Annotated in this window: 20 protein-coding genes; 4 read left to right on the top strand and 16 right to left on the bottom strand. The window is 63.5% G+C overall.

Features of this window, described 5'->3' with window-relative positions; genetic code table 11:
* The 4 genes from KA184_08255 to KA184_08240 all read right to left on the bottom strand — a co-directional run.
* Positions 1-284, bottom strand: a 284-nt coding sequence (locus KA184_08255; GenBank protein ID MBP8129562.1) for an FAD-binding protein, incomplete at its 3' end; no start/stop codon positions are given.
* Positions 285-295: 11 nt separating this feature from the next.
* On the bottom strand, positions 296-979 hold the full coding sequence (locus tag KA184_08250) for a succinate dehydrogenase cytochrome b subunit (GenBank protein ID MBP8129561.1): 684 nt from the start codon (positions 977-979) through the stop codon (positions 296-298).
* Between the two features lie 603 nt (positions 980-1582).
* Positions 1583-2812 carry an outer membrane lipoprotein carrier protein LolA gene (locus tag KA184_08245; GenBank protein MBP8129560.1) on the bottom strand — a complete coding sequence of 410 codons (1230 nt, stop codon included), beginning with the start codon at positions 2810-2812 and terminating at the stop codon, positions 1583-1585.
* Positions 2813-2878: 66 nt separating this feature from the next.
* Positions 2879-3676 (bottom strand): outer membrane lipoprotein carrier protein LolA, encoded by a 798-nt coding sequence (locus tag KA184_08240; GenBank protein ID MBP8129559.1) that lies wholly within the window; start codon positions 3674-3676, stop codon positions 2879-2881.
* 233 nt (positions 3677-3909) lie between these two features.
* Here KA184_08240 and KA184_08235 point away from each other — a divergent pair, with 233 nt between their 5' ends.
* From KA184_08235 to KA184_08220, 4 genes are all read left to right on the top strand, one after another.
* Positions 3910-5025, top strand: coding sequence for a DUF362 domain-containing protein (locus tag KA184_08235; protein ID MBP8129558.1), 1116 nt, complete (start codon positions 3910-3912; stop codon positions 5023-5025).
* Between the two features lie 87 nt (positions 5026-5112).
* On the top strand, positions 5113-6513 hold the full coding sequence (locus KA184_08230) for a mandelate racemase/muconate lactonizing enzyme family protein (protein ID MBP8129557.1): 1401 nt from the start codon (positions 5113-5115) through the stop codon (positions 6511-6513).
* Between the two features lie 131 nt (positions 6514-6644).
* On the top strand, positions 6645-8105 hold the full coding sequence (locus KA184_08225; GenBank protein MBP8129556.1) for a DUF3592 domain-containing protein: 1461 nt from the start codon (positions 6645-6647) through the stop codon (positions 8103-8105).
* A 124-nt stretch (positions 8106-8229) separates the two neighbouring features.
* Positions 8230-10059: a hypothetical protein gene (locus KA184_08220; GenBank protein MBP8129555.1), complete on the top strand. Its 1830-nt coding sequence runs from the start codon at positions 8230-8232 to the stop codon at positions 10057-10059.
* A gap of 90 nt (positions 10060-10149) precedes the next feature.
* On the opposite strand, the gene KA184_08215 is transcribed toward KA184_08220, so the two are convergent.
* The 12 genes from KA184_08215 to KA184_08160 all read right to left on the bottom strand — a co-directional run bounded on the left by KA184_08215 (position 10150) and on the right by KA184_08160 (position 23838).
* Positions 10150-10872, bottom strand: a complete 723-nt coding sequence (locus tag KA184_08215) for an SH3 domain-containing protein (GenBank protein ID MBP8129554.1) — start codon at positions 10870-10872, stop codon at positions 10150-10152.
* Between the two features lie 192 nt (positions 10873-11064).
* The gene (locus tag KA184_08210; protein MBP8129553.1) at positions 11065-11772 is read right to left on the bottom strand and encodes a hypothetical protein; all 708 of its coding nucleotides are present in this window, start codon (positions 11770-11772) and stop codon (positions 11065-11067) included.
* Positions 11773-12138: 366 nt separating this feature from the next.
* Complete coding sequence (locus KA184_08205) at positions 12139-14073, bottom strand: alpha/beta hydrolase fold domain-containing protein (GenBank protein ID MBP8129552.1); 1935 nt, start codon at positions 14071-14073, stop codon at positions 12139-12141.
* 45 nt (positions 14074-14118) lie between these two features.
* On the bottom strand, positions 14119-15090 hold the full coding sequence (locus KA184_08200) for a hypothetical protein (GenBank protein MBP8129551.1): 972 nt from the start codon (positions 15088-15090) through the stop codon (positions 14119-14121).
* Positions 15091-15105: 15 nt separating this feature from the next.
* The gene (locus KA184_08195) at positions 15106-16608 is read right to left on the bottom strand and encodes a DUF2961 domain-containing protein (GenBank protein MBP8129550.1); all 1503 of its coding nucleotides are present in this window, start codon (positions 16606-16608) and stop codon (positions 15106-15108) included.
* A 261-nt stretch (positions 16609-16869) separates the two neighbouring features.
* Positions 16870-17853: a prepilin-type N-terminal cleavage/methylation domain-containing protein gene (locus tag KA184_08190; GenBank protein ID MBP8129549.1), complete on the bottom strand. Its 984-nt coding sequence runs from the start codon at positions 17851-17853 to the stop codon at positions 16870-16872.
* 299 nt (positions 17854-18152) lie between these two features.
* Positions 18153-19190 (bottom strand): LacI family DNA-binding transcriptional regulator, encoded by a 1038-nt coding sequence (locus KA184_08185; protein MBP8129548.1) that lies wholly within the window; start codon positions 19188-19190, stop codon positions 18153-18155.
* 178 nt (positions 19191-19368) lie between these two features.
* Positions 19369-19941, bottom strand: coding sequence for a molybdopterin-dependent oxidoreductase (locus KA184_08180; protein ID MBP8129547.1), 573 nt, complete (start codon positions 19939-19941; stop codon positions 19369-19371).
* A gap of 180 nt (positions 19942-20121) precedes the next feature.
* On the bottom strand, positions 20122-20976 hold the full coding sequence (locus tag KA184_08175; GenBank protein ID MBP8129546.1) for a DUF1559 domain-containing protein: 855 nt from the start codon (positions 20974-20976) through the stop codon (positions 20122-20124).
* Between the two features lie 96 nt (positions 20977-21072).
* Positions 21073-22134: an ABC transporter ATP-binding protein gene (locus KA184_08170; GenBank protein MBP8129545.1), complete on the bottom strand. Its 1062-nt coding sequence runs from the start codon at positions 22132-22134 to the stop codon at positions 21073-21075.
* On the bottom strand, positions 22121-22930 hold the full coding sequence (locus KA184_08165; protein MBP8129544.1) for an ABC transporter permease: 810 nt from the start codon (positions 22928-22930) through the stop codon (positions 22121-22123). Before KA184_08165 ends, KA184_08170 begins: the two co-directional genes overlap by 14 nt.
* Positions 22927-23838: an extracellular solute-binding protein gene (locus KA184_08160; protein ID MBP8129543.1), complete on the bottom strand. Its 912-nt coding sequence runs from the start codon at positions 23836-23838 to the stop codon at positions 22927-22929. Before KA184_08160 ends, KA184_08165 begins: the two co-directional genes overlap by 4 nt.
* Positions 23839-23867 lie beyond the last annotated feature (29 nt).

Raw genomic sequence — 23867 nt, 5'->3', positions numbered from 1 at the left:
AGGCGGTAGATACTGTCGTTGTCATTCTGGTAGTTCTTCGCGGCGTTGATGCCGCCCTGCGCCGCAATGCTGTGGGCGCGGCGGGGCGTGTCCTGGAAACAGAACGCTTTGACTTGATACCCGAGTTCCGAGAGCGATGCGGCGGCCGACGCGCCGGCCAGCCCCGTGCCCACGACGATGACGGTGTATTTGCGCTTGTTCGCCGGGTTGACCAGTCTGAGATGGTCCCTGTGGCGGGTCCATTTCTCCGCGATGGGTCCGCCGGGAATATGCGACTCGAGCATGGGGCAGCCTCCTATCCCAACAGGTGCGACCGCACCAGCACGTAAAGGGGAATCGAACTGAACGCGACAGCCACAAGAGCGCCGATGACCTTCGCCGCCAAGTCTGCTCTTTCCACGAAGCGGTCGTTTTCGGCGCCGAGCGTGATACACAGGCTTGAAATGGCGTGGCTCAGGTGAAATCCGACGCAACACATGAATACGACGTAGGCGATGGCGCGCAGCGGGTTCGCGAACCCGTTCCATACGACGCCGTACAGCCCCAGACTGGCGCCGTCGATGAGTGACTTGGGGCCTTCCTTGTCTGCAAAGGTGAAATCGAGCAGGTGTATGCATGCAAACACAAAGATGAGGGCGCCGGTAATAATCATGGTGCGTGTCGCGATGGTCTTGCGCGTGCGCCGCACCGTAACCGCGTACCGCTGCGCACGGGTGTAACGGTTCTTCCACCAGAGCGAGGCCGTAATGACCACGTGCAACGTGAAGATGGCAATGAGGCCGATGCGCGCCACCCAGAGCAACGCGCCCAGGTCGTGCAGTTTCTTCGAGTAGGCGTTGAAGGCGTCGGGTCCCGCATAGATAAGCAGATTGCCTGCGAGATGCATCAAGATGAAGCCGACGAGGCCGATGCCGGCCAGCGACAGCGCCAGTTCACGCAACACGGTGCTCCGCCACAGGCTGCTTCGTGAAATGCTCATGATCCGTTTAAGGCCTCCTCGCGCCCGAGTTTCAGTACCTGTCCCCCGGTGACTCGACAGAGGGCGAAAAGACCGGATAATAACAATACCGGCTTTGCGTGTCCACACCTGCCGCCCGGAATAAGGCTCGCCAGGGAAACTGCGGCGAGTCTTTCGCGTGTTTTTGGTTTCACGAGGCTCCCCGACCGTTCATGGGCCCGCGCACAAGGCCTGTGACCATCGTCAGACCTTTACGGGGCGCTCGTAAACGTAATTCTGGAACACAGACCGGAGGGCTTATATTTCCGCGCATGTGCCTGACGGCGTTTATCAACGCGCTGCGTCCGGCGCCGCACTCCCGGCGGGAAGGGCCGTGCGGTTCAAGATGGCCGCGTCAGAGCCTGGAAAACAAAATCATTTGGGTTCCGTGCCGGCGCAATCCCAACATTCTCGCGTGAAATGCGGTCCGATGCCCCGTCTTCCCCTGGTATGTACTCAAAACGGAGCGCGAGTCCCGTCTCCTTGTCGAAGCATGCGGTAATCTCGTTCGCCGCACGCCATGTGTCTTCTTGGGATGCTCCGCGGAAAGTCCACGCGGCGCATTCACGGCGATCCGGCCTGCCTTCAAGGCCCGTTGTCATCCAGTCCGATGCCAGGGTCTTCTTCGCCTTCGCTTTCGAACAAAGCGTCCCCCCGCAATTGCAGCCTGGTTCCGGAGGATGGGCCAGACAAGGCGGATTCCGAATCGGCTTCCGCGACCGGGGCGGTTGCCTCCAATTCCAGGACCTCCTCAGCAGGTGGGAGAGCGGCCTGTGCTTCGGGCATGGCCTCGGCTGTGGGCGCGGCCTCCGCGGGCGCAGCGGCGGCTTCGGGTTGTGGCGCAGTTTCGGGCGCGGCTTCCGCGGGCGGAGCGGCGGCCTCGGGTCGTGGCGCAGTTTCGGGCGCGGCTTCCGCGGGCGGAGCGGCGGCCTCGGGTTGTGGCGCAGGTTCGGGCGCGGCTTCCGCGGGCGGAGCGGCGGCCTCGGGTTGTGGCGCAGGTTCGGGCGCGGCTTCCGCGGGTGGAGCGGCGGCCTCGGGTTGTGGCGCAGGTTCGGGCGCGGCTTCCGCGGGCGGAGCGGTGGCCTCGGGTTGTGGCGCAGTCTCGGGAACCGTACCGGCAGGCCGGGCCTCCAGGAGGGGCACACCTTCGGGCGCATGGAAAACGAACTGGGCCGGGTTCACGTCGCGGTTGAGTCTCACATTGCTGTACCGCACGATGATGGGGTCGCCCGTTTGCGGCGTGATTTCCATGCGCACAGCCACGCCCGTTTCCCGGTCGATGAAGAGGCGCAAGTGCGATACGCCTTCGGTCGTATCCTTGGGCGTGCATTCCAGTACGTGGCAATTCTTGCCGTGGACACGCTGCTGTTCGCCAACCGTGACCGTGAAATCCGCCTTCACCTGATCCAGCAGGACCTTCCCGCCCGGCGGAGGAATGTCGTCTCCTGCGCCTGGTTGCGTCTTCAGAACGGTCGTCTCACCCGAGACCTCGTTGATCACGTAGAGGTCCTGGCCATCAAAGATACAGTCCATGGCCATTTCGATGGGCGCCGGTTCCGCCACGCGCATAGTCAATTGTTCGCGATACTTGACGACATGAGCTTCGACCAGCATGACGATGCTTCCGGTCGCGCTCGTGGCGCCGCCGTCCTTCGCGGAAGTCTCCAGAGCGACGTCAGCCGTGAGCGTCTTCACGTTGCTCCATGTCTTGAGGATGGCGGCTTCGGTCTCCTCGAAAGTGGCTGCGGGAACCGAGCCGCACCAGAGCGTCAGGCACAACGAACTCATGATGGCAAGCGTACTCAATCGATACATGACAGATTCCTTCATCACATCCGTGCCGCGCGGGCGCGCACCAGAAAGACGGCGCCACAGGATTCCCTACTCTGCCGGTGGCGGCGCGGGCGCTTCTTCCACGGGCGTATCTTCGGCGTCCGGTTCCGCTCCCGGTTCCGTCGCCGGTTCCGGTTCTTGTGTGAGGTCCATGATTTCGACGCCGTCCGGCGCCGTGAACACGAACAGATCCGCTTTCAGTTCCGGGTTGATGACAATATTCGAATACCGCAGGATTGCTGGTTCGGCGCTGCTCTCTTCGAACAACTCCATCTTGACCGGCGCGCCGGTCTCCTTGTCAAAATACAGCCGGATCTTGTTGCCCGGCGCGTCTTCGCCCATGCTTCCTTCGATGACGTGGCAGGTCTTCCCATCGACTTGCGCTTCCGCCAACACCTCGAAGTTCTCGAAGTCCCTCTTGATGAACTCGAGGAGCAGCTTCGCGCCGGGCGGCGGGAAGTCATGATGGTTGGCCAGGCGGGTTTTCACAACACTGGCCTCTCCCATGCCTTCATTGAGGATATCAAGAAACGCGCCGTCGCACACCATCGTCATCTTCATTTCCTGAACGCCATCGGGCAGTTCCGCTTTCGCTAAGACGTGTTGCAGGAACTGTGACGTGTCCCCTTCCACCAGCAGGGCCAGATCTCCCGCGATGGCAAGCTTTATGTTCCCGAGTTGCTCGTCCAGCGGCACATCCATCATGAAATCCGCCGTCATGCTCTTGACCTTGCTGAAGGCTTCGAGAATGCCCGATTCCGTCTCCTCGAAGGAAGCGGCGGTGGCGGGGGCTATACTGCACGAGAGAAGAAGGGATGCTGCAAAGCATAGGCGGAACGGCTTCATACAGGCTCCTCTGCGGGGAACGGACCTGTGGGTCCGCGTGTTACGCGCCGGGAGACGGAACACAGGCGCATTCCTTCCATGCGCCCGGCGCCGAAACCATAACTCTACCTTTCCGGCGGGAATAGAGTCAAAAAAACCGTTTCTGCCAGGCGCGGGTGCCCCGGCTGAGTTGTAAAGTGCGGCCGCGCTGGGTTAGGGTGTCTCGATCCTTCCGGGGTCGAAAGGGATGAGTCATGAAGACGTTATCGCGCCGCGATTTTATGCGCAGGGGGGTCCACGCATCTTCTGCCCTGGCCGCAAGCGCTGCCCTATCGGGCTGCCCCGCGGCACCGCCGTACGCGCCGGTGAACAGCCGTGCGCTGGTGGCTGCGATTACGGGTTTGGACCTTGCCCAGATGGCCCGGGATGCGGTCGACGCCTGCGGCGGCATCGCGAGTATCGTCAATCCCGGCGAGAGCGTTTTCATCAAGGCCAACTTCTGCGCCGCGGGCCTGGTCCGGCACAACTCGGTCACCGCCGGCGACTCGACGAAGCCGGAGATCATTCTCGCCGTTGCTGAGGAGTGTTTGAAGGCGGGCGCGTCGCGGGTGACCGTCGGCGACGCGGCGCAAGTGCCCATGTACTCGTGGGAGGAGCTGCAAACCCTCGACGGGTCCACGAACATGCGGGCCGCGGCCAACCAGTTGAACGCGCGCTATGGCGGGCGCCTGCGTCTCGCGTGCCTCAACTCGGAATCGCCCGCGTGGCGTCCGGTGCCCTCCTGCACGCGCCTCGGGCATATCAAGGTTTCCAGTCTGCTCCTCGACGCGGACCGCGTGATTTCGCTGCCCGTGCTCAAGACGCACCGCTGGACCCAAATAACGGCATCCATGAAGAACTTCGTCGGCGTGACGTCCGTCAACGACTACGGCTTCGGCGGACCCTGGCGTTTCCGGCTGCACAACGCGGGCATCGAACAGGCATTTCTCGATATCGTCAACGCGGTAAGACCCGACTTCACAATCATAGACTGTTCCATCGGCTGCGAAGGCAATGGTCCCCACGTCCTTCCCGGTTATTGGGGCACGACCGTCGACATGCGCGAACGGCTCGGCGCGTGGGTGCTTCTCGCCAGCACAGACCTCGCCGCGGCGGACGCCACCGCGGCGCGTCTTATCGGCCAGGAGGTCACCGAAACGCGCCACCTCGCGATGGCGTACCATCAAGGCATCGGCCAAATCTACAGGCAACTCATCGACATCACCGGCGCGCGTCTCGAAGATATCCAGGTCGAATGGACGCCCGCCGAACCGACCGACGGATTCTGGGACATCCTCATCCCAGGCATTCACATGCTCCTGGAAGGCTGACCACTGCTTCGAAGGGCTTTATCGCGTAACGTCGGCTATAATGACGCTCCGAATTGACGAGGCCGAATCACGGTATGAGGAATTGCCATGCCCAAGCCGACTGATATCCGCCCGAAGGCCGCCGCCTTGTACTTCCTGCCCGTCGAGACGCGCGTGCCGCTCAAGTTCGGGCCTGAAACACTGACCAGCGTCACCTGTGCGCGCGTGCGGCTGCGTGTCGAGGACGCGAAAGGGCATAGCGCCGAGGGCTGGGGCGAAACGCCGCTGAGCGTGCAGTGGGTCTGGCCGAGCAGCCTCTCGTACGGGGAACGCCACACCGCCCTCATGGAATTCACGCGCCGGCTTGTCAGGGAATGGGCTGTCTTTGACGTCGCGGGACATCCGATGGAAGTGGGCCACGCTTTCATCGAGGGGCGCCTCCGAGAGATGCTCGCCGCGTTCAACGCCGAGCGTGGCGGCGAACCCGTGCCGTGGCTCGCGGCGCTGGTGTGTTGCAGCGCTTTCGACATCGCATTGCACGACGCCTTCGGCCGATTGCGCCAAGTCTACATCTACGATGCCTACACCGACGAATACATGAGCAGGGATCTTGCCCATTTCTTCGGGCCCGCCGGCGACGCGGGCGCCAGTTTTTCCGGCCGTTATCCCGAGCATTTCCTGGTGCGCCCGCGCCCGGACCGCATGCCCGCATGGCACCTTGTCGGCGGCAAGGACTGGATCGACGAGAGCGAGCGCGACGGCTCGGAACCCGAGGACGGTTACCCCGTGCTGTTGCGCGACTGGATCCGCACCGACGGCTTGAAGTGCCTCAAGATCAAGTTGCGCGGCAATGACCGCGCCTGGGATTACGACCGGCTCGTCCGCGTTGGCCAGATCGCAATCGAAGAGAACGTGAACTGGCTTTCTGCCGACTTCAACTCGACCGTCTCCGAACCCGCTTACGTCGCCGATATTCTCGATCAATTGCTGATCGAGCAACCACGCATATACGGCATGATCCTCTACGTCGAGCAACCGTTCCCCTATGAACTCGAACAAAACCGCATCGATGTGCATAGCGTATCCGCGCGCAAGCCGCTGTTCATGGATGAGAGCGCGCACGACTGGCGGCTCGTGAGACTGGGCCGCGAACTCGGCTGGACGGGCGTCGCGCTGAAGACGTGCAAGACGCAGACCGGCGCGCTGCTGGCCCTGTGCTGGGCCAAGGTCCACGGCATGATGCTCATGGTGCAGGACCTCACCAATCCGATGCTCGCGCAGGTGCCCCATTGCCTGCTCGCCGCGCACGCGGGGACAATCATGGGCGTCGAAACCAACGCCATGCAGTTTTACCCGGAAGCTAGCCTGCCCGAGGCCAGAACACACCCCGGCATCTACCAGCGCCGCAATGGCCAGGTCGACATCAGCACAATCAAGGGGACCGGTTTTGCCTACGGCGGCATTGTCGCCGCGCGCGAGCTTCCAGCGCCCGCCGCGCAATCTGAATAGGCGCGGCGGCCGCACGCGGTCCATTGACTCAAGACCTCCGGCTTGCATATGCTTCATTCATCGCCTGACCGCATGCGGAAAAACACGGTTGCCTCAAACATGCGGGAATTCGCGGCGCATATGGCGGCTCAGTGAAACCGGAACACCGCAATCGCAAGTCCACGCCGCACGTGGTAAGGCACGTCGTGGCTGCGGCCCCTGATGACGGCACGCCCGTGCGATTCAGGTACGCGCTTCACGACCGGTTCAGAGCAGGGCCTCTCTCTTTTGTTTCAGTCATCATCGCGAACCTGATACCCGTGTCCGGCGTGTTCTTCTTTCACTGGGACGTAACCATGATCCTGGTGCTGTACTGGCTGGAAAACGCCGTCATTGGTTTGTTCCTGGCCGCAAAAATCGCCTTGGTCCGGCACGACCTCACACTGTTGCGGCGGATCTCGCAGGGAATATCCGGCGTATTCCCTTACGCGGTGTTTACCGTCATTCATCTTCTCTTCGTGGTGGCGCTATGCACCGCATTTCAGGCCCAGGCCGAGGGGAAAACCACGGTTCGCCTGCATTTCGAGCAGACAATACCCGTATTGAAGATCTTCGTGTCGCCACAGGTTCTGGCAACACTCGCCCTGATGGCGGGACACCAGTTCTTCAGTCTTGTCTACGATTTCGTGGGGCGGGGCGAGTTCCGCCGGACCACCGCGGAGGCGCTTGTGAAATCCACCGCCTTGCGCGTTGTGCCGCTTCACATGTGCATCGTATTCGGCGTCACGGTCAGCCCGGCGTTCGACCTGCCCAAGGGATTCCTTCTCGTGCTCATGGCGGCAAAGACCATAGCGGACTTGGCAGGCCATACCCTGGACCGCGCGCGGGGCGCGGACCCAGTTCCCGAATTCCCCCTCACGCGGGCCACGCGGGGCCGGGTCTTCCAGCGGGTCCATCGTACTCTTTTATACATAAGCATTCTCGCAGTGCTCGCGATCGTGATAAGCTGGACCGCCGGCCTTCGCGATTGGGGCATTCTTCATGTTATACCGCTCACCATCGCGTGCGGCATCTGCGGCGTGCTGGCGGCATCGTTGCCCACGCCCGGGGACGACACGGCGCGTTTCTTTGTTGGCGCGCTCAGCCTGCTGCGTTTTCCAGCCTTGTTCGTGTCCTGCGCCGGTGTGCTGTTGAGTCCGGCAGGGTTCGCCAACCTTTCCACATTCCGTGCGCTTGGCTCGCCGGACAGCCGCGTTACGGACGGTCTCGTGACGCATATGCGCGAGAGGCAGGAGAGGAGCGGGCACTATTACCATGTCACGTTCAGCTTCACGCCGGCAGGTGCGCCGCCTCAGGCGAATACCCGGCGTTACGAGGCCGGCGACGACCTGCGGTTTGAAAATGCAAGCGGCGTGACCATCGGCGGGCCGGTTCGGGTGCGTTATCTGCAGTCGAATCCTGCGGTTGCACGACTGGACTCGGAATTCGCATTTGGCCGTTCGCAGATGTACAAGCTCACGTATTCGGGGCTTGCACTGGTGCTCAACGGCGTGATAATTGTGCTCCAAATCGCGCGGTCCTCAAGAGTCGGCTGGCGATGCCGCACGAATTGATCCCGCACGCGGACAACCGCGCGTCTCCCGCGCGCCGACCTCATAGACGGCTATGCTTTCCTTCGGGCAGAAGGGCTCGAGCCGCGCGGCAAGACATCAGAACAACCGGCCGGGAGACTCGAACATGCGTTTCGCATTCCGCGCGATTTTGCCCGGCCTGATGCTCTTGACCGGCGTTGCCCATGCCGCGGAAGAGGGCGAAGCCCGCTGGTGGCCGGTCCAGACAGCGCCCAGCGCGGTTATACGCGTTGTCTTGCCCGCCGCGACGGCCGCGTGCGCAGACAATATGCCCCTGCACATGCTGACCGAATCCTTGGCCGGGCTTGCGGCCAAGGCCGTGAATGAGGGTCGTGGCGACGAGATGGTCTGGCTCGCCTGGAATAATCCGGACTACGAAGACTGGTACGCGCACACGCTCGCGCGGCTCAACCTCGAGGTGCGCGGCGTCCTATCGCCGTGGGAATTGGCCGAGCGGTTCGCGCACCAAGGCATCGTCAAGGGTTATATCCTGTACCGCCGCGACACTTCGGAGGGCGAGACCGCCCAGCACCGGCACGGCATGGACTTGTCCATCAACGTCGCCACGAGCCTGGCGGGCCTGCTGGACGGCGCGGTCGTGGAGGAGTGCCTCGAAAGCGAGGCCATGGCGCGCGGTCTTGCGCTGCTCTTCGACGCGCGCGGCAAGACGCAGCAGTGGGTTTTCGATGCGTACCGGGACCGGTTCAGCAGGCACATGGTCTGCACGCAGGACCCGAGATGCCCCCACACGCGCGATTTCGCCATCGCCCAACGGGCTATCGCCGTGTACGGTTTCGAGGAACCCGTGCCGTCGATTCTGGCGTGGCTCGAACCGTTATCGCCCGTGCTCGGCTGGAACGGCGGCGACGAATACAAGGCCACGCTCATGACCAGTCTCGAGGGCCATATCCAGAGCGCCACGAACTGGTGCCTGAACCTGCCCCTGCTGATGGCCGCCTCGGACCAGTCGGCTGTCCCGCGCCCTCGTCACGTCGATCCCGCGCGCATAGACTGGAGCGACCGGCGCCCCGCGGTCAGTTTCGTCATTACCGACGGTGACAATGTGCAATGGTACCTGGGCGGGTTCGCGCGCGCGCAGGGAGACAGCTGGTACGGCAACCCCGGGCGCGGCCGTTTCCCTTTTGGCTGGTCCTGTTGTTTCTCGCAACTGGTCCAGCTTTGCCCGGAGATGCTGGCCTATTGCGTGGGCACGCAGTCGCGCAACGACGCATTCATCGAATGGGGAGGCGGCTACTTCTACCCCGACAAATTCGCGTTGAACCGCTCGAATGCGGAAGAACTGCTCGCGCGGCACGCGCGGCGCACCTGGGCGCACATGCGGAAAACGGGGACGCGCATCATCGCGTTCAACTTCGGCGATTTCTCCGCGCCCGAGGCCCGGCGCGCCTGTGAAACATATGCGCGCGAGATGGACGGACTGCTCGGCATCCTCGCGTTCCAGTACTACCCGTACGAAGGTGGCGCGGGCACGGTCCTATGGGTGCAGGACGCGCGCGGCTGGGACGTGCCCGTCGTTTCCGCCCGATACGCCATCTGGGAGCATTCGAACCAACGGCCGCGCGCGGGCACGCCCGCGAAGATTGCGCGCGAGATTGGCGAGTCGGCCGCGCAGGCGGCGCGGGAAGGCCGCCAGCAGCTCGATTGGGTGATCACTCATGCGTGGTCGTTCTTCCGCCATGCGCCCGGGCCCGACGAAGACGCGGAGAACATGGACCAGACGGACGCAGCGAAATACGGCGGTGTTCGGGGATACGAGCCCGTGGGCTGGTGCGTGGACCGCCTGCCCACCGGTATCCGCGTCGTGCTCCCTGAGGAACTGATCTGGCGCATCCGCATGCAGCACAACCCCTCACAGACGCAGGCCGCGATCGCGCGGTGGGGGACGCGCGAAGAATCATGCGGCGTGACGGAATAAGGGGCGCGGGCAAAGCTGACCTCGCTCTTCAAATGGTATTTTCGTGTCGAACGCGCGATTCTGCTCGTCGCACGGGTCTTGGGACAGCCCCTAGTCTCCACACACAAAGATCGCCAGCTTCCAAGCCCCGCCGCGTTTCTGGAAAATCGCGCGACAGGCGATTGGCGAGCGCACGTACTTCCCGTATACGTACCCAGTCTCTCCTGTGGGCAAGCCCACGCGAACCCACCCATACGTCTTCTCGCCCGCGGACAAGGTGGCTTCGGGACTATCTCCCCAGTCGAGGACTCTCACAATGGTGTAGCTCTTCTTCGCGACCACGCGCGTGTTGGTGCCCGGGCCTTGCCGGACATTGACGTCTTTGCCCGTGATGACCGCAAACTCGAATGCGTCGAATTCATCCGGGAATTGGGTGGTCAGATAGGGAGCGTGGAATGCGCCATCGCGAAACGTGCCGCCCAGAGCAAGAATCTCCTTCAATTCTTCCCAAATGAAGGATTCATCGTGACCAGTGTCCGTCTTTCCCGTGAGTCCGTAGAAGGAGATGAATTCTGGCAGGCCGAGGACTCCAGCCAGTTCGTTGCTCACATCGTCGGCAAGGTGTTCAATCAAGGACGCACGGTCACGCTTGGCCACAGCGGCAATGAGTTGCTTCCGGAACTCGAGAAAATCCGGCTGGTGCGCCGCTTCATCGGCCGGCAAGACCTGCGCTTCCTTGAACGGTGGGTTTTCGGGAGCCTCGCCCGGAACGGCGGGCTGTCCGCTCGCCGCAGGCGCAACACACGCCAACAGAACAACGAGAAACATCTTCATGAGCTGTCGTCCTATGCTTCAGGCAAGGGCATGGCCCAACCGGTTTCGGGCTGCCTTTGCCAGACAATTACCGCGGGATGGCGAGACCTGCATGCCCCGCAGGCGGAACCCGTTCGATTCTGCATTGCCTGGAATGGAAGTCCGGCCCATTTCTATCGCGCGGGCATGAGTTACGGCCATGGTGTCTGGAGCCTATCGGGGAGAGTATCCCTGACGCAACGTCACACCTTGCACGACGGGGTTGCCATCCACGATCTCGCCACTGAGCGTGAATTGTTCGCCGGTGAGATTGGTCCCGACGATTGTCAAGAGGTTTCCATCCAAAGACCAACTGCACGACATGTCCGTCTTGTTTCGAAAGAAAGTGAGCCTGACCCTTTGGTTTGGGGCAAACTCAAACGTAGTCTGACCGTGGACAGGCAGCGCGCCATTCCATGTCGTGTCAGAAAGAACTTCCAGGGCCAGGCACTTTGGACACGGAAGGTAGCCGGTGGAGAGCAGCGGTTCTTTCGACGCATAACCTTTTACGTCTTTGGGAAGGTCGGGGCAGTTGGAAGCATGGAAAAAACTGTCAACGGGAGGATCGCCTATCCAGTACTGTGCGTCGTCCGGCGCGCTTCCGAAAATGATGCGTACGCTCACGAAGGCCACGAAACTGCAGACTACCAGCATACCCACGATAGCAATGACAGCGAACAGCTTTCCTTTAGGCGTGCCGCGAATCCCGGTGGCTTTCATCCATTCATTGATTGATATAGCCATGAGCAGATAGAGGGCGAAAAAGATGATGCAGCCAACGGCAAGCTGAGCAAGTCCCAGAACCAGGCAGGTAAGCAGGCCCACAGCAAATGCGCCAACAATGAGGGCACAACCATAGGCTTCTTGCGTTTGATCATTCATGCACGGTACTCCTCACCAAACCCTTTTCCCCCTTGCCGCGTTCTGGCGCCGTGTCTTGACCTCGCTGCATCATACAGTGGCAAAAGATGCCGCACAGCAGTCGAGAACTGTGCGCATAGGCACGTCGGGCGCTCTTGCTCCCGCACGGCTCATTCTCTCGTGCGTCAACGCGACCGGCAAGGCCCCCATTTGCTGCGCGCCTCGTTCCCCATATATGGCGAAAAGCGTACCACCCCGGCAATCTGATGTCAAAGTGACGTTTTGTTCGGTGACGTTTGTTCGGGCGATGGATGCCTGCAATCCCTGCCTTGCAGGCGGCTGGTTCAACGGTGAGTTTGAAGAGCAAGAGACTCGCAACGCGTTTTGTCACGGCGCGAGTTCGGGGATCAGGCGCTCGGCGTTGGCGTGGTAGAGTTTCTCGAGCACGGAGCGCGGCAGGGCGAGGCACGCCGCCTCGCTATCGCCCGGATTCCTCGTGCCGGATCCCGCGAAATACGCGTATTCGTTCCGGTATCGCGCCTCCGCGGCCCAGAGGTATGCGTCCCGCTTCTCCGCGGCGATGGGCCCCGGCGCAGGGAACTGGCAGGGGTCGATGTCGGTGCCGTACAGAATGCGGTCCTGGTGCTTGATGAAAAAGGCGCGGATCTTCTCCACCGGCTGGCGCATGAGGTCGGGCAAGCGGGCCGAAACATCGACGTACAAGTTGGGGTGGCGGTCCAGCCACGCTCCCACGCGGTCCACGTCGTGGGCCATGTTGCCCAGATGGGCCGCGACCACGGTCAGGTCGGGGTGCTTCTCCAATAACCGGTCCACCGCGGCCAGAATGTCCTCGTAATCCGGGGCATCCGCACGGTCGTACATGTGCCACTCCGGATTCGACGAGAAATAGCGGTAATGGGCGCTCTCGGGGTCGAGCGGGCGCCACGCGTCGACGGGGTCTCCGGCGTGCAGCAAGAGCGGCTTGCCGCGCGCGGCGAGATGCGCGCAGACCGGGTCCAACACCGGATCGTCGGGCAGCAGGTACCTTCCGTCGGTCCCCTTTAATTGCATGCCAACCTCTTTCCACAGCTTCACCATCACCGCGCCCTCCGCGAACGTCTGGTCCAGCCACGCCGTTACCTCGTCCGCGTAGCCCGGCTGGTCGCGCCGGGTCAGGTCGAAGGTCGAAGCGAAGGAATACACGCGCGGGTAGAACCGGTGCAGGTGGGCTGCTTGCGCCTCCAGCGGTGCGAGCGCCTCGGGCCGGTTCCCGTACAGGCAGATGTTGATCAGGCGCAGGTTGTTCCGCTCCAGCCACGCCGCGAACTCCGGCATGTCATCGAACGCGTGCGCATGCGCGTCAATCTTGGGAATCGCCTCGAACGGCGGCGCTTCTTCGCCGGCTGTTTCCTCGGCTGGCGTCTCGCCCTTCAGCCACTTGTCGAAGAAGGCCAAGGTTCCCTGCGTCACAATGCCGACCTGCACGAGGTCCAGGCCATGGACACCGCCTTCGAATGGCACGAATTCGTGTTTCACGCCCGCCGCTTCCAGCCGCGCCTGCAGAGTCGCGGCCTGATCGAACGGCACAATCGCGTCTTTGGTCCCGTGATAGGTCAGGACCGGCGGGTCGCCCGCGTCGATATAGGTCACGGGCGAGGCCTGCGCGATCCGCGGGTCATTCCGGTCCGCCGTGCCCGCGAAATCGGCAAGCATCTGCTCGGAACTCTTGCCAAACGCCGCCGCGGCCGCCGCCTCCGCTTCCGGCAGCACGCGCCACGTGCGCAGGTCCACCGGCCCGTATATGTTCACAACCGCCTGTACCTTGCTCGAGACACCCTCGTTGCCGCCGTCGCCCTCGAGCCCGTCCTTCGCGTCCATCAGCCCGGAAAGCAGCGCAAGGTGCCCGCCCGCGGAATCACCGACCGCGCCGATCTTTTCCGGGTTGATGTGCAGTTCCGCGGCCCGCGCGCGCAAATAGCGCACGGCGCATTTGACGTCCTCGATTTGCGCGGGCCAGGGGTGCGCGGGCGCGAAGCGGTATTCCACGGCCACCGCCAGGTATCCGTCGGCGGCGAACCGGCGCAGCACCATTTCGTAGTCGTTCTTGCTGCCGCTCATCCACGCGCCGCCGTGAATGCAGACCACGGCGGGCGCGGGCGTCTCCGCCCGGGCGGGACGCGCCATGTCCAGCTTCAGGTCTACGCCGTCCGCGCGGCCGTAGACGAGGTCCTTCTCGAACGTCGCCTCCGCGGGGACCTGGGCCGCCGCCATGACCGCGAGACCAATCACCGCGCACAAGACCAGAATGCCTGCCCTTTTCACAATGCCGCTCCTTCTTGTTACGCTGCGCGCACAGGCTGCGCGGACTCACCCGCGCAGCACCAGTTCGAGCCGGTCCCCGGCGCATACCGTCAACGGGGGCTCGAAACGCACCACCGTCTTTGTGTCCCGCACGTCCACGGCAACCGGCACGGGCGCGGCGCGCAGAGCCGCTTCCGCCGACTTCGTGGCGGCCGCTTCGGGCGCGGCCGCCTCGGCCGAGTGCAGGCACAGGGCGTAGCCGTCGCGCTGTTCGTAGCGCGTCCGTGGCCTGATGTCGTACTCCAGCGCGTAGGCCCGCCCTGCGGCGTTCTGCAGCCAGCCCGACACGGCCGCTTCAACCGCCTCGCCGCGGATATTCTCCACGGTGATGTGAAAGACCGTTGCGGGCAGGCCGGAATCTTCGGCGTTGAGCGGAATGAACGGCGAGAAAGCCTCCATCGTGACGCACACGGGACACGCCGCGTCTGAATACCGGATCGTAGCGACCGGGTATTCACCGGTAAACGTGACCTCGGCGAAATCGCGCCGGTCCAGAGTCTTGAACAGCGGCGCACCGTCAGACGCCCGCACCGTGATGCCGAATCCCTGCGCTACCGTCTTCGCGACGCCGCGATGGGCATAGGTCGCGAACGTGCTATCCACCCAGTTCGACGCCGCATCGTTGAAAATACCCCAGCCGCCCAGTGTCCCGTCGCCGCAGACATAGAGCTGGCCCGCGCCGATGCCGCCGCACGGCATCGCTATGTTTTCGAGCGCCGCGCCCGCGAATACTTCCTTGTCTCCCCGTGCGCGCAGCGCGGCGAGCCACTCCGGCGACAGGTGCTTTTCCGCCGGGATGAGCTCCCCGTGCGCCTTGCCCGCGCCCGGAGTTCCCTCCGCCCACGCGGCCAGCCGCGCCTCGCCGATCATGCCCGCAAGCATGCCCGCGGCCTTCAGGAATTGCCGCCGTCCCCACGCGGGTCGTTTCCCGCTGCCGCATGCGTCCCCGCCGCACCCGCACGCATCCTTTCCCATCACGGCCGGTCTCCCCGGTCATCGCGGGGCGACGCGATGGCAGTCCCAACCCGCCTTGAACCCCCGCGACGCCTCATTCCTGCCCGTCACGCGCAGTTCTATCACGTTCCCGGCTTTTTCTATGGAGATCGGCGCGGCGCTGTCCAGCTTTCTGCGGACCACTCCGTCCGCGTTGTAACCATCCCAGGCACATGTTTTCTCGCCGTTGACCCACAGTTCGCACTGGCCGTAGTCCGGCCCCGCCGTGTACCACACGTCGAGGAGGTAGTTGCCCGCATCGCTCGCCGATGTGGGCAGATTCGCGCGAAAAACCGCCGGCCCGTCCGCATCGAAATACAAGTGTTCGCCGCCGCTCCAGAAATTGCCGAAGTCCAGCGTCGATTGCGCCGTCACCTGCGCGTTCTGAAACGCGGGCGCCAGCGTTTCCGCCTCGATAGCCCAGTCCTCGGTGAAGGTGACGGCCTCCGTAAACATCCGGTCTCCGGCCTCTGGCAACGGGGGGAAGGGCGCGTGCGGCTCCGTCTGGTACCAGTACGCCACCGAGGCGAAATCGTCCTTGCGCGTGTTCCCGTGACCGTGCTCGATCGTCGCGCGAATCGACTGCGCAAACGGGACCGGGTCCTCGAGATGGTAGCGGTACACGTTCCAGAGTGCGTTCTGCGTGTTGCCGCCCTTGTTGAACGGCAGACCGAAATAGGGATTGCTGAAGGTCAGCGTGCCGGACTCTCCGTAGCACCATGCCCCGCAGAAATAGTCTTCCGAACCCGTCCCGTGCAGCGAGGGCGCGGTTGCCCCGTCCACGTAGAACATGTCGTCCCCCTCGCCCCACCAACCCCCAGCCCGGTTGTGCACCGAGAGATTGCACCCCACGAAATGCCCGCGGCCCGTTGCCTCCAGGAAGACGTAATTGATGCCCGGCTCGCAGGGAAACGCCTGCCGGTACTGCGCGTGAAAGCGCCCCTCGTCCGCCGGGGCCTCGCCATAACGATGGTAGTCCACGTAGTAATAAAACGCCAGGCAGGGGAGCGGCCCGTCATTTGTCACCGTGATGCGCGCGCCGTTCCCGAATGGCATGCGCCAAAAACAGTTCAGCCCGCGGTCCGTGCCAATCTGAATCGGCAGGCTGCTGTACTGGTAGTACGTCGCGTGGCCCAGCCCGAAGAAATCGCCGATTGGCGACTCGACCGAAGGCTGTTCCTCGCCGTCCCAGTACATGCGCAGCACGAGATTGCGCAGGTGATGCTCGTCTTTCGACGCAATCGTGAACCACAGATGGGTGACCGCGCCCGCGCCCGCGATGTCGGCGATAGTGCGCGTCTCGCCCGGCTGGATCGGCCAGTCGTGGCGGCCGTCGGCGTTCCCTCCCGTCGGGTCATAGCTCGAAACCCGCCCGGCGGTGTAATCCTTGAGCGCGGGCAGACCGGCCAGGATGCCCCCGTCTGCCGGCGCCGGCCCCGCAGGTACTGCCGTGGCCGCAATCGCCCCGAGCACCAATGCGGTCAAAACGCGCACGCACTGCATTGCCTTCCTCCCGTGGCGGAATCCAGTTTCCGGCCCTCGAAAAACGCCTTGCGAGCAGATACGACCGTCACCTCCCCTGCTCGGCGCGGGATAGACGCCCATACGGCGCGTGGCGCTTGCCGGACACAGCGGACGACTGGCGGCATGCCGCCAACTGTCCGCATCTCGACAATAGTACCATCATGGCGACCGGGTCGGCGCGGTTTGTCACCGTCTTGTGCGCGCGCTTGCGGCCGGACGGCCGCCGGGCAACGGAATGAATCAGCTCATGTCGTCGTCGCCGAACAGACCGACCACCCTGGCCAGCGGGCCGTTGCTCGGCGCATCGCCACGTTCGTCGTAGCGGATGTAATCCACGTGTCCGTCCATGTACAGCACATTCGCGCCGCCCGGAATGTGGTTGTACGCGCTGGCCACCGTCGACACGGCATCCCACATGATGTACACCTCGCTCTGCGCCTGCGCGCTTGCGGCCGCGTTGTTGATGTCGGTGATCAAGAAGCGCTCGATGCCTTCCCGCAGACGGTACAACGTATCGGACCCCGAATTGCCGCTGGGGGCCGGCACCGGCATGTCCTCGTCCACAAACGGCACGAAGCCCTCCCGGCCGCTGGACACCTGCGCCGCCATCTGCGCCGCGCCAGGGCCGGTTAACATCACGTACAGCGCCCAGTTCACGACCTGCTGCGACGCACCCGCCGGAATCGTCACCGTGCCTAGCGAGATGTCGGCCGCCGTCTTCGGGTCATCGTCATCCGCTTGGTCGAAGACCCACCCGACGTAGCCGTAGCTGCCGTCGACGGCGCGCATGCACCGCGTGCCGTGCCACGACATGTACCCGAAGCAATTGTCCGTCGGCTCTTCCGACAGGTTGCCGTCAGGGTCTGCAATCCGGTCTTCCGCGCCCGCATCGGACGGACAGAACGCGATGTTCGGGTCGGTCAAGTATTCCGGATAGACCGTGCGCACGGCCGGCCCCAGACTGAAGTCGGACTCCGAACCGCTGATGAATGTGCCTGCCCCGCCATACCAGGCGCCCGCCTGCATCGGCGGAAACCTCTCCCCCGGATCCTCGTTCGAATACATCTTGTACACGATGCCCCATTCCTTCAGGTTGTTCTGGCAGCTGGACCGGCGTGCCGCCTCCCGCGCCCTGGCCAGCGCCGGCAGCAGGATCGCCGCCAGAATGCCAATGATGGCAATAACCACGAGCAGCTCAATCAGTGTGAACCCTTTCCCTTTCATGACCCATCCTCCTCGGTGTGTTGTGCGCGGGACCCGCATGACCGCGTCATTGGCCTCACGCATTGCGGCCGGCTATCCGGCTGCCATGGAAGAGTGCGGCTACAAAGTAACACACTGGCGGCAGAAAGTCAACATATGTTAATTATTTACATTCCAATATTTTAGACAAATGTCGCATATTCTGATGACACCGAAAGCCGCGCACACACTTGGCCTGGACTATAGCGCGCCCTCTTTCGGCCACATTCCCCGCCCAGCCTTCAACAACGCCGCAGGCGCATCCCGGAAGCGCAGCATGCTTACAGCGCGCGCACGGACCCGCGCTCGGTCAACTCTGATGGAATCCATGTCGTGGTCGCGCCGCGCCCGGCCTCGTTCCGGATTGCGCGGACGAGCACCTCGCCTGCCCTCCGGCCCATCTCGGTGGGGAAGATGTTCACGCTGGTCAGCGGCGGCCCGAACAGGGCCGCGAATTCGATGCCGTCGTAGCCGACGACGCTCACGTCGGCCGGGATGTTCATTTTGAGTTCGTGGCAGGCGCGGAACACGCCCATGGCGACCATGTCGTTGAAGCACAGCACAGCCGTGGGCCGCGTGGCCGGGTCGCGCAGCATTTCCAGGGCGGCCACGTATCCATCGGCCGCGGTTTCGCCCGCATCGAGGATATTAGCCTCCGACAAGGGCATATCGTGCTGGACCAGGCTTTCCAGAAAGCCAATTTTCCGTTCCCGCGCGCCGTGCGAAAACGACGGGCCCGCAATGTGGCCAAGCCTCCGGTGGCCTTTCTCGATAACATAGTCCGCCGCGAGTTTCATGGCCGCGCGCTGGTCGAAACCGACGACGTGGGTTTCCAGACCGTCAATCGGCATTTCACATACGAGCGGCACCCCCTCTTCCACCACCTTGCGCGCATGCTCCGCTTGCGGCCCCTCCGCCCCGCGCAGAATGATGAACCCTGCGGGACGGTAGGCGTGAATACTCTCAAGCGTTGCGGGGTCTTCCTGGTCCTCCGGGCGCACATTGTGAAAGAGCAGGTGGAAGTCTTCCTTTCCCAGGATGTCCTGCAGGCCCTGGAAATACATCATGTGATACGGACTGCCGAGATTCGGCGCAAGCACCGCCACGATCCGCGACAACTCACCCAGCAGCGTCCGCGCAATCAGCCCGGAGTCGTATCGCTGTTCCCGAATGCACGCGAGCACCTTCGCGCGCGTCGCCTCGCGCACGCTCCGCTTCCCGTTCAACACCGCTGAAACAGTGGAACGCGACACCCCGCTCAGCCGGGCCAGGTCGCTGGTCGTGATCTTCCGTTTCTGCTTGCTGCCCGCTCCAGTCATACTGCGTCTTCTCCTGGCCCTTGCGGGGCCCGCCTCCATATTATCGCATAGCGAGCCTCAGATTTCAACAAATGTATAAATTATGGATTCTACAAATAAACAATCGTTTATTGCCTGGATAGGCGCGGCTACACGAAACAGACACGCATCGCCGGTCTTGAGCCGTACCGGGCCGCCGCTAGTGGCTGCCGAAATCGACGCAGCCTTCTGCGCAGCGAATCTCGATTTCTTCCAGGCACTTCACGCTGCGCCCCACGTACTTGTCACTGGGAAAGATGATACGGAAGCGGCCTTCGCTTTCCGAAAGGGCCTTCGCGTCCGCGTAAAGCGCCACGAGCGCGCGGCGGCCCGTTTCGGCCAGGGTCAGCTCGGTCCACGAGGCAATGACCTGATAGCCGTCCGTGCCCCTGAACACGACATACATGTTTTCCTTGCGGTATTCGCTCGCGTTCATGGCGGCGGCCGCCTTTTCGAGGATGGCCGACAGGCGCACGCCGCCGTAGTCGAATATGCAAATGTAGCCGGCTTTCTGCCCGACGCAGATGCACTGCCACTCGGTCTCCTGCGGCATCTTCCGCATTTCTTCGAGGGTGATGGCGATTTTCGAGCCGTCCAGGTCGATGATGGTCAGCGTTTCCGAGAGACGTTCCGGCGCGGCTTTCACCAGCCCCGGCGCGAGAAATAGCGCTGGGACCATTAGTCCCGCCAGCCCAAAGCCCAGAAAAAGTAACCGGAATCTGTGTCCTCTCATGATGGCGCTCCTTGCATGTTCGTTCCGTCGGGAAGCTATCCCAAAACGTGATTCCTGTCTCTCGCAGGGGCCAGGCATTCCCCGCCCCTGCGAACCGCAGGCAAAGCCGGCCTTGCTCCCGCAAGGGTATCTTCGCGTCGCATGCGCGCTCCCGCCCGTCACCGGGTACTGGGATCGCCACTAGATGGAAGCCGGGACGGTGGGATCGGTGGGACCGCCTTTGCCGAGTTTACCCGCGAGATACTCCGTGCAGGGGAAATCTGAGGGATAGCGGAGGTAGTCCACGTGGCCGTCCAGGAAGAGGCAGTTCATGCCGCCGGGCACATGGTTGAATTGATTGCCGTCGCCGCCGGGGTTTGCGCAGACAATGTCCCAGATGATGGGAAGCGTGCTCTGCGCCATCGCGCTTGCGCCCGGGTTGTTGATGTCCGTCACCTGGAATCGCTCGATGCCCTCGCGCAGGCGGTAAAGCGTGTAATCGCCGTCCTGGATATCGGCCGTCACGAAACTCTCGGGAAGGATCTTGTCCGAGTTTCGGGCGTCGCCCGAGGCGGATTTCCAAAGGCCCCAGTCTTCATCCTGACGCATGGCCCAGCCGAGGTACATATATGAGTAGTCGCGCAACTGCTGCGCCACTTCCGGAAAACGAAGGCGGACGAGTTCGTCGATAACCGTCTTCTTTTCGAGTCCCGCGGGGTCGGACGGACAGAAGATGATGTTGTAGTCCGGCATGTACTCGGGATAGACCGCGGGCCCCCAGAAGAAACTGTGCCCGGGCACGGGCGCGCCGCCCAATTCCGGGTAGTACCCCGGAAACTGCGTCGGGAAGAATTCGCCGGGCTCCTCGTTCGCGTACATCTTGAACGAGAGCCCGATCTCCTTGAGGTTGTTCTGACAGGACGAGCGCCGCGCGGCCTCGCGGGCGCGCGCCAGCGCGGGCAGCAGAATCGCCGCGAGAATGCCGATGATCGCGATAACGACCAGCAGTTCAATCAGTGTGAAGCCGTGTAATCTGGTGCGGTTCTGCCGAATCATTTCTGTACTCCTTCCGCTTTGTTGGTAATGATGCCCTTATCGCCGGGACCCGATGGCTCCCGGCGTATGCGCGCGCACTTTGTCGCACTCATCCTGTTATTCTCCTATGAATCGGGCAGCGCTGGCTTTGAAGGCTGCCCACACGCTCAACCCTTCGCGCAGCTCCATATGCTCGACCGAACCGGGCGTGACGAGCGCGGCCATCTCCACGCCCGCATCGATGTACACCTCGACGCCAAGCCGCACGGGCACGATTTCCCGGACCGTGCCTTGGACGCAATTGCGAGCGCTCGATTCCGGCCTGCCCGGCGAGAGCGTGATGTCCTCGCTGCGCACGAGCAACAGCCCCGGCCCGGGCGGCCCATCCGTGAGCACGTGGAAACGGAGTCCGTTGGTCACAAAGGCAGCTTCCCCCGGCTGGCCCGCGGCTGCGGCTTCGAGGCGGCCCTTGAAAACATTGCGAATGCCGACAAACCGGGCAACGAATTCCGATTTCGGGTGCTGAAAGACGTCCGAAGGCGCGCCGGCCTGGCGAATGGTTCCGTTTTCGACCACTGCGATTTGCGTCGCCAGCGCCAGCGCTTCCTCGTAATCGTGCGTCACGTGCAGGATGGTGCGGCCGCCACGGTGGATCGTGCGCAGCAGCGCCCGCATCTCCGCGCGCGCGTGCGCGTCGAGCGAAGACAACGGTTCATCGAGCAGCAGGCATTGCGGCCGTGTCGCGAGCGCCCGCGCAAGCGCGACACGCTGCGCCTCGCCGCCCGATAGCGTGCCGGGATACCGGTCGAGCAGTCCCTGCGTGCCGGTTTCCGCGGCCAATTCCGCGACGCGCTCACGGACCAGCGCGCGCGGCAACCGCCGCGCGTGGAGGCCGTACGCGATATTGCGGCGCACGGTCAGGTGCGGGAACAGCGCCCGGTCCTGATAGACCAGCCCGAATCCTCTGTGCCGTATGCGCGCGCGGGTGATGTCCGCGCCGCACAGGCGGATGCGGCCCCCCTGCACGGGCACCAGGCCGGCCAGCGCTTCGAGCAGAACCGTCTTGCCCGCGCCGGACGCGCCCAACAGCACGAAGTACGCGGCCTGCCCGACCGTGAACGAAACGTCACGGAGCGAAAACGCGCCCGCGCGGACGCAGAGTTGTTCAACGCGCAACATGGCCGGGCCGCCTTGCCAATAGCCGGATCACGAGAAAGAAGAGCAGGCACACGCCAAGGAACAGGGCCGCGACGGGCCGGGCATACTTCAGGCCGAAAGCGCCAAACCGCTCGTAAATCAGCACGGGCGTCACGATGGGGTGATAGGCCACGACGGCGACCGCGCCGAACTCGCTCAGGCCGCGCGCCCACATCAGCACGAGCCCCGACAGGATCGAGCGCCAAGCCAGCGGAACCGAAACCGTGGCAAAGACGCGCGCCGGAGACGCGCCCAGGTTCAACGCCGCTTTCTCGAATCGTTCCGGTACGGACGCGAACCCGTCGCGCGCCGCGTTGATCAGAAAAGGCAGGCTCACGAACGCCATCGCGGCCATGATCCCCGGCGCGCCGCCTACAAAGTGGATTCCCAGGCGTTCCGCCGCGCCGCCGACCGGGCTGTTCGCCGAGACGAACCCGAGAATGGCGATGCCCGCGGCGGAGTGGGGCACGACGATGGGCAGATCGATGACCGCGGAGACGAGACCCTTGAGCGGGAAGTTGCGCCGCGCGAGCAGATACGCGAACGGAATCGCCGCGACGGACAACACGAGCGTCGCCGCCAGGGACGTCCACAGCGTGAGCCAGATGCTCGCCCGGACTTCGGGGTCCGCGGCGGTCTGCTGCAGCGCGGTGAACGGGCTGCCGAGGACCATGCCCGCGAGCGGCGCGACCAGGAACAGAAGCACCAGGCCGCCGCAGAAGGCAAAGACCAGCGTCAATGGCTCGGTGCTTCGTATGGCGTCGCTGCGCGAATTCATGGCTTCAGGGCGAACCTCTTCAAGGCGCCGGGTATGCGGTCGTAGGACGCCGACGGCGACGGCACGACGCCCGGCTGCCCGTTGCGTTCCAGAATCGCGAGGCCCTTGCCGGCTTCCAGCAGGAACGTGACGAAAGCCAGCGCGGCTTCTGGATTCGGCGCGTTCTTCGGAATGGTCACGCCGTAGACCATCGGCTCGCCGTACTGCGTGACGAAGGCGCCTGGCGCATCCCCCGAGATCTCGACGGAAACCGAATGATAAAGCGCTGCAAGTTCCGGCCGTTTCAAATTGATCTCGTCGGGCAGCGCCAGCCAACGCAACCCGTGCTGCTCCGCAACCGACCGGTAAATGAATATGTAGTCGATTGCGCCCGTTTCAAGCAACGCAAGCAAGTCCGTCTCCTTGGGACGGACAAACCGCCGGTCCTTCGCCGTGAGCCGAACGGCAAGGTCCGGGATGCCGTAGTGGCGCGCGGCGAGTTTGGCCGTGAGAATGGCCCGGTAACCGCAGGGGTCCGTGTTTGGGTCGGACCGGCCGAAGGCGACGTCTTCGAGCAGGAGCACGTGATGCCAGTTGTCGCGCGTGACCTCGGCGGCATGGGCCGATTCGTCCGTGTACGCGATGACCATCTCGTTTCCCGCGACCTTGATGCACCACTCCGCGTGGTCCGGGATGAGCATGGCCTCAATCACGGCGTAGTCCGCCGAGGCGAGCACATCGCAGGCCCTGCCGAGGTCGGTCAGCTTGCGGGCGCATTCGCGGCTGCCCGCGGCCTCGCTGAGAATACGCACCGCCGGATGCTCCCGTTGAAACGCCTCGGCCACCTGCTTGAGCGGGACCGCGAGGCTCCCGGCATGGAAGACCATCAATTCGCCCGAGAGGGTGTCCCGCTGCGCCCCGGCGCTCATGCTCAACAGGACAGTCCCCGCGCAGAGGA

The organism is Candidatus Hydrogenedentota bacterium (genome assembly GCA_018005585.1).
Lineage (GTDB): Bacteria > Hydrogenedentota > Hydrogenedentia > Hydrogenedentales > JAGMZX01 > JAGMZX01.
This window is presented reverse-complemented; position numbering and strand designations above follow the sequence as displayed.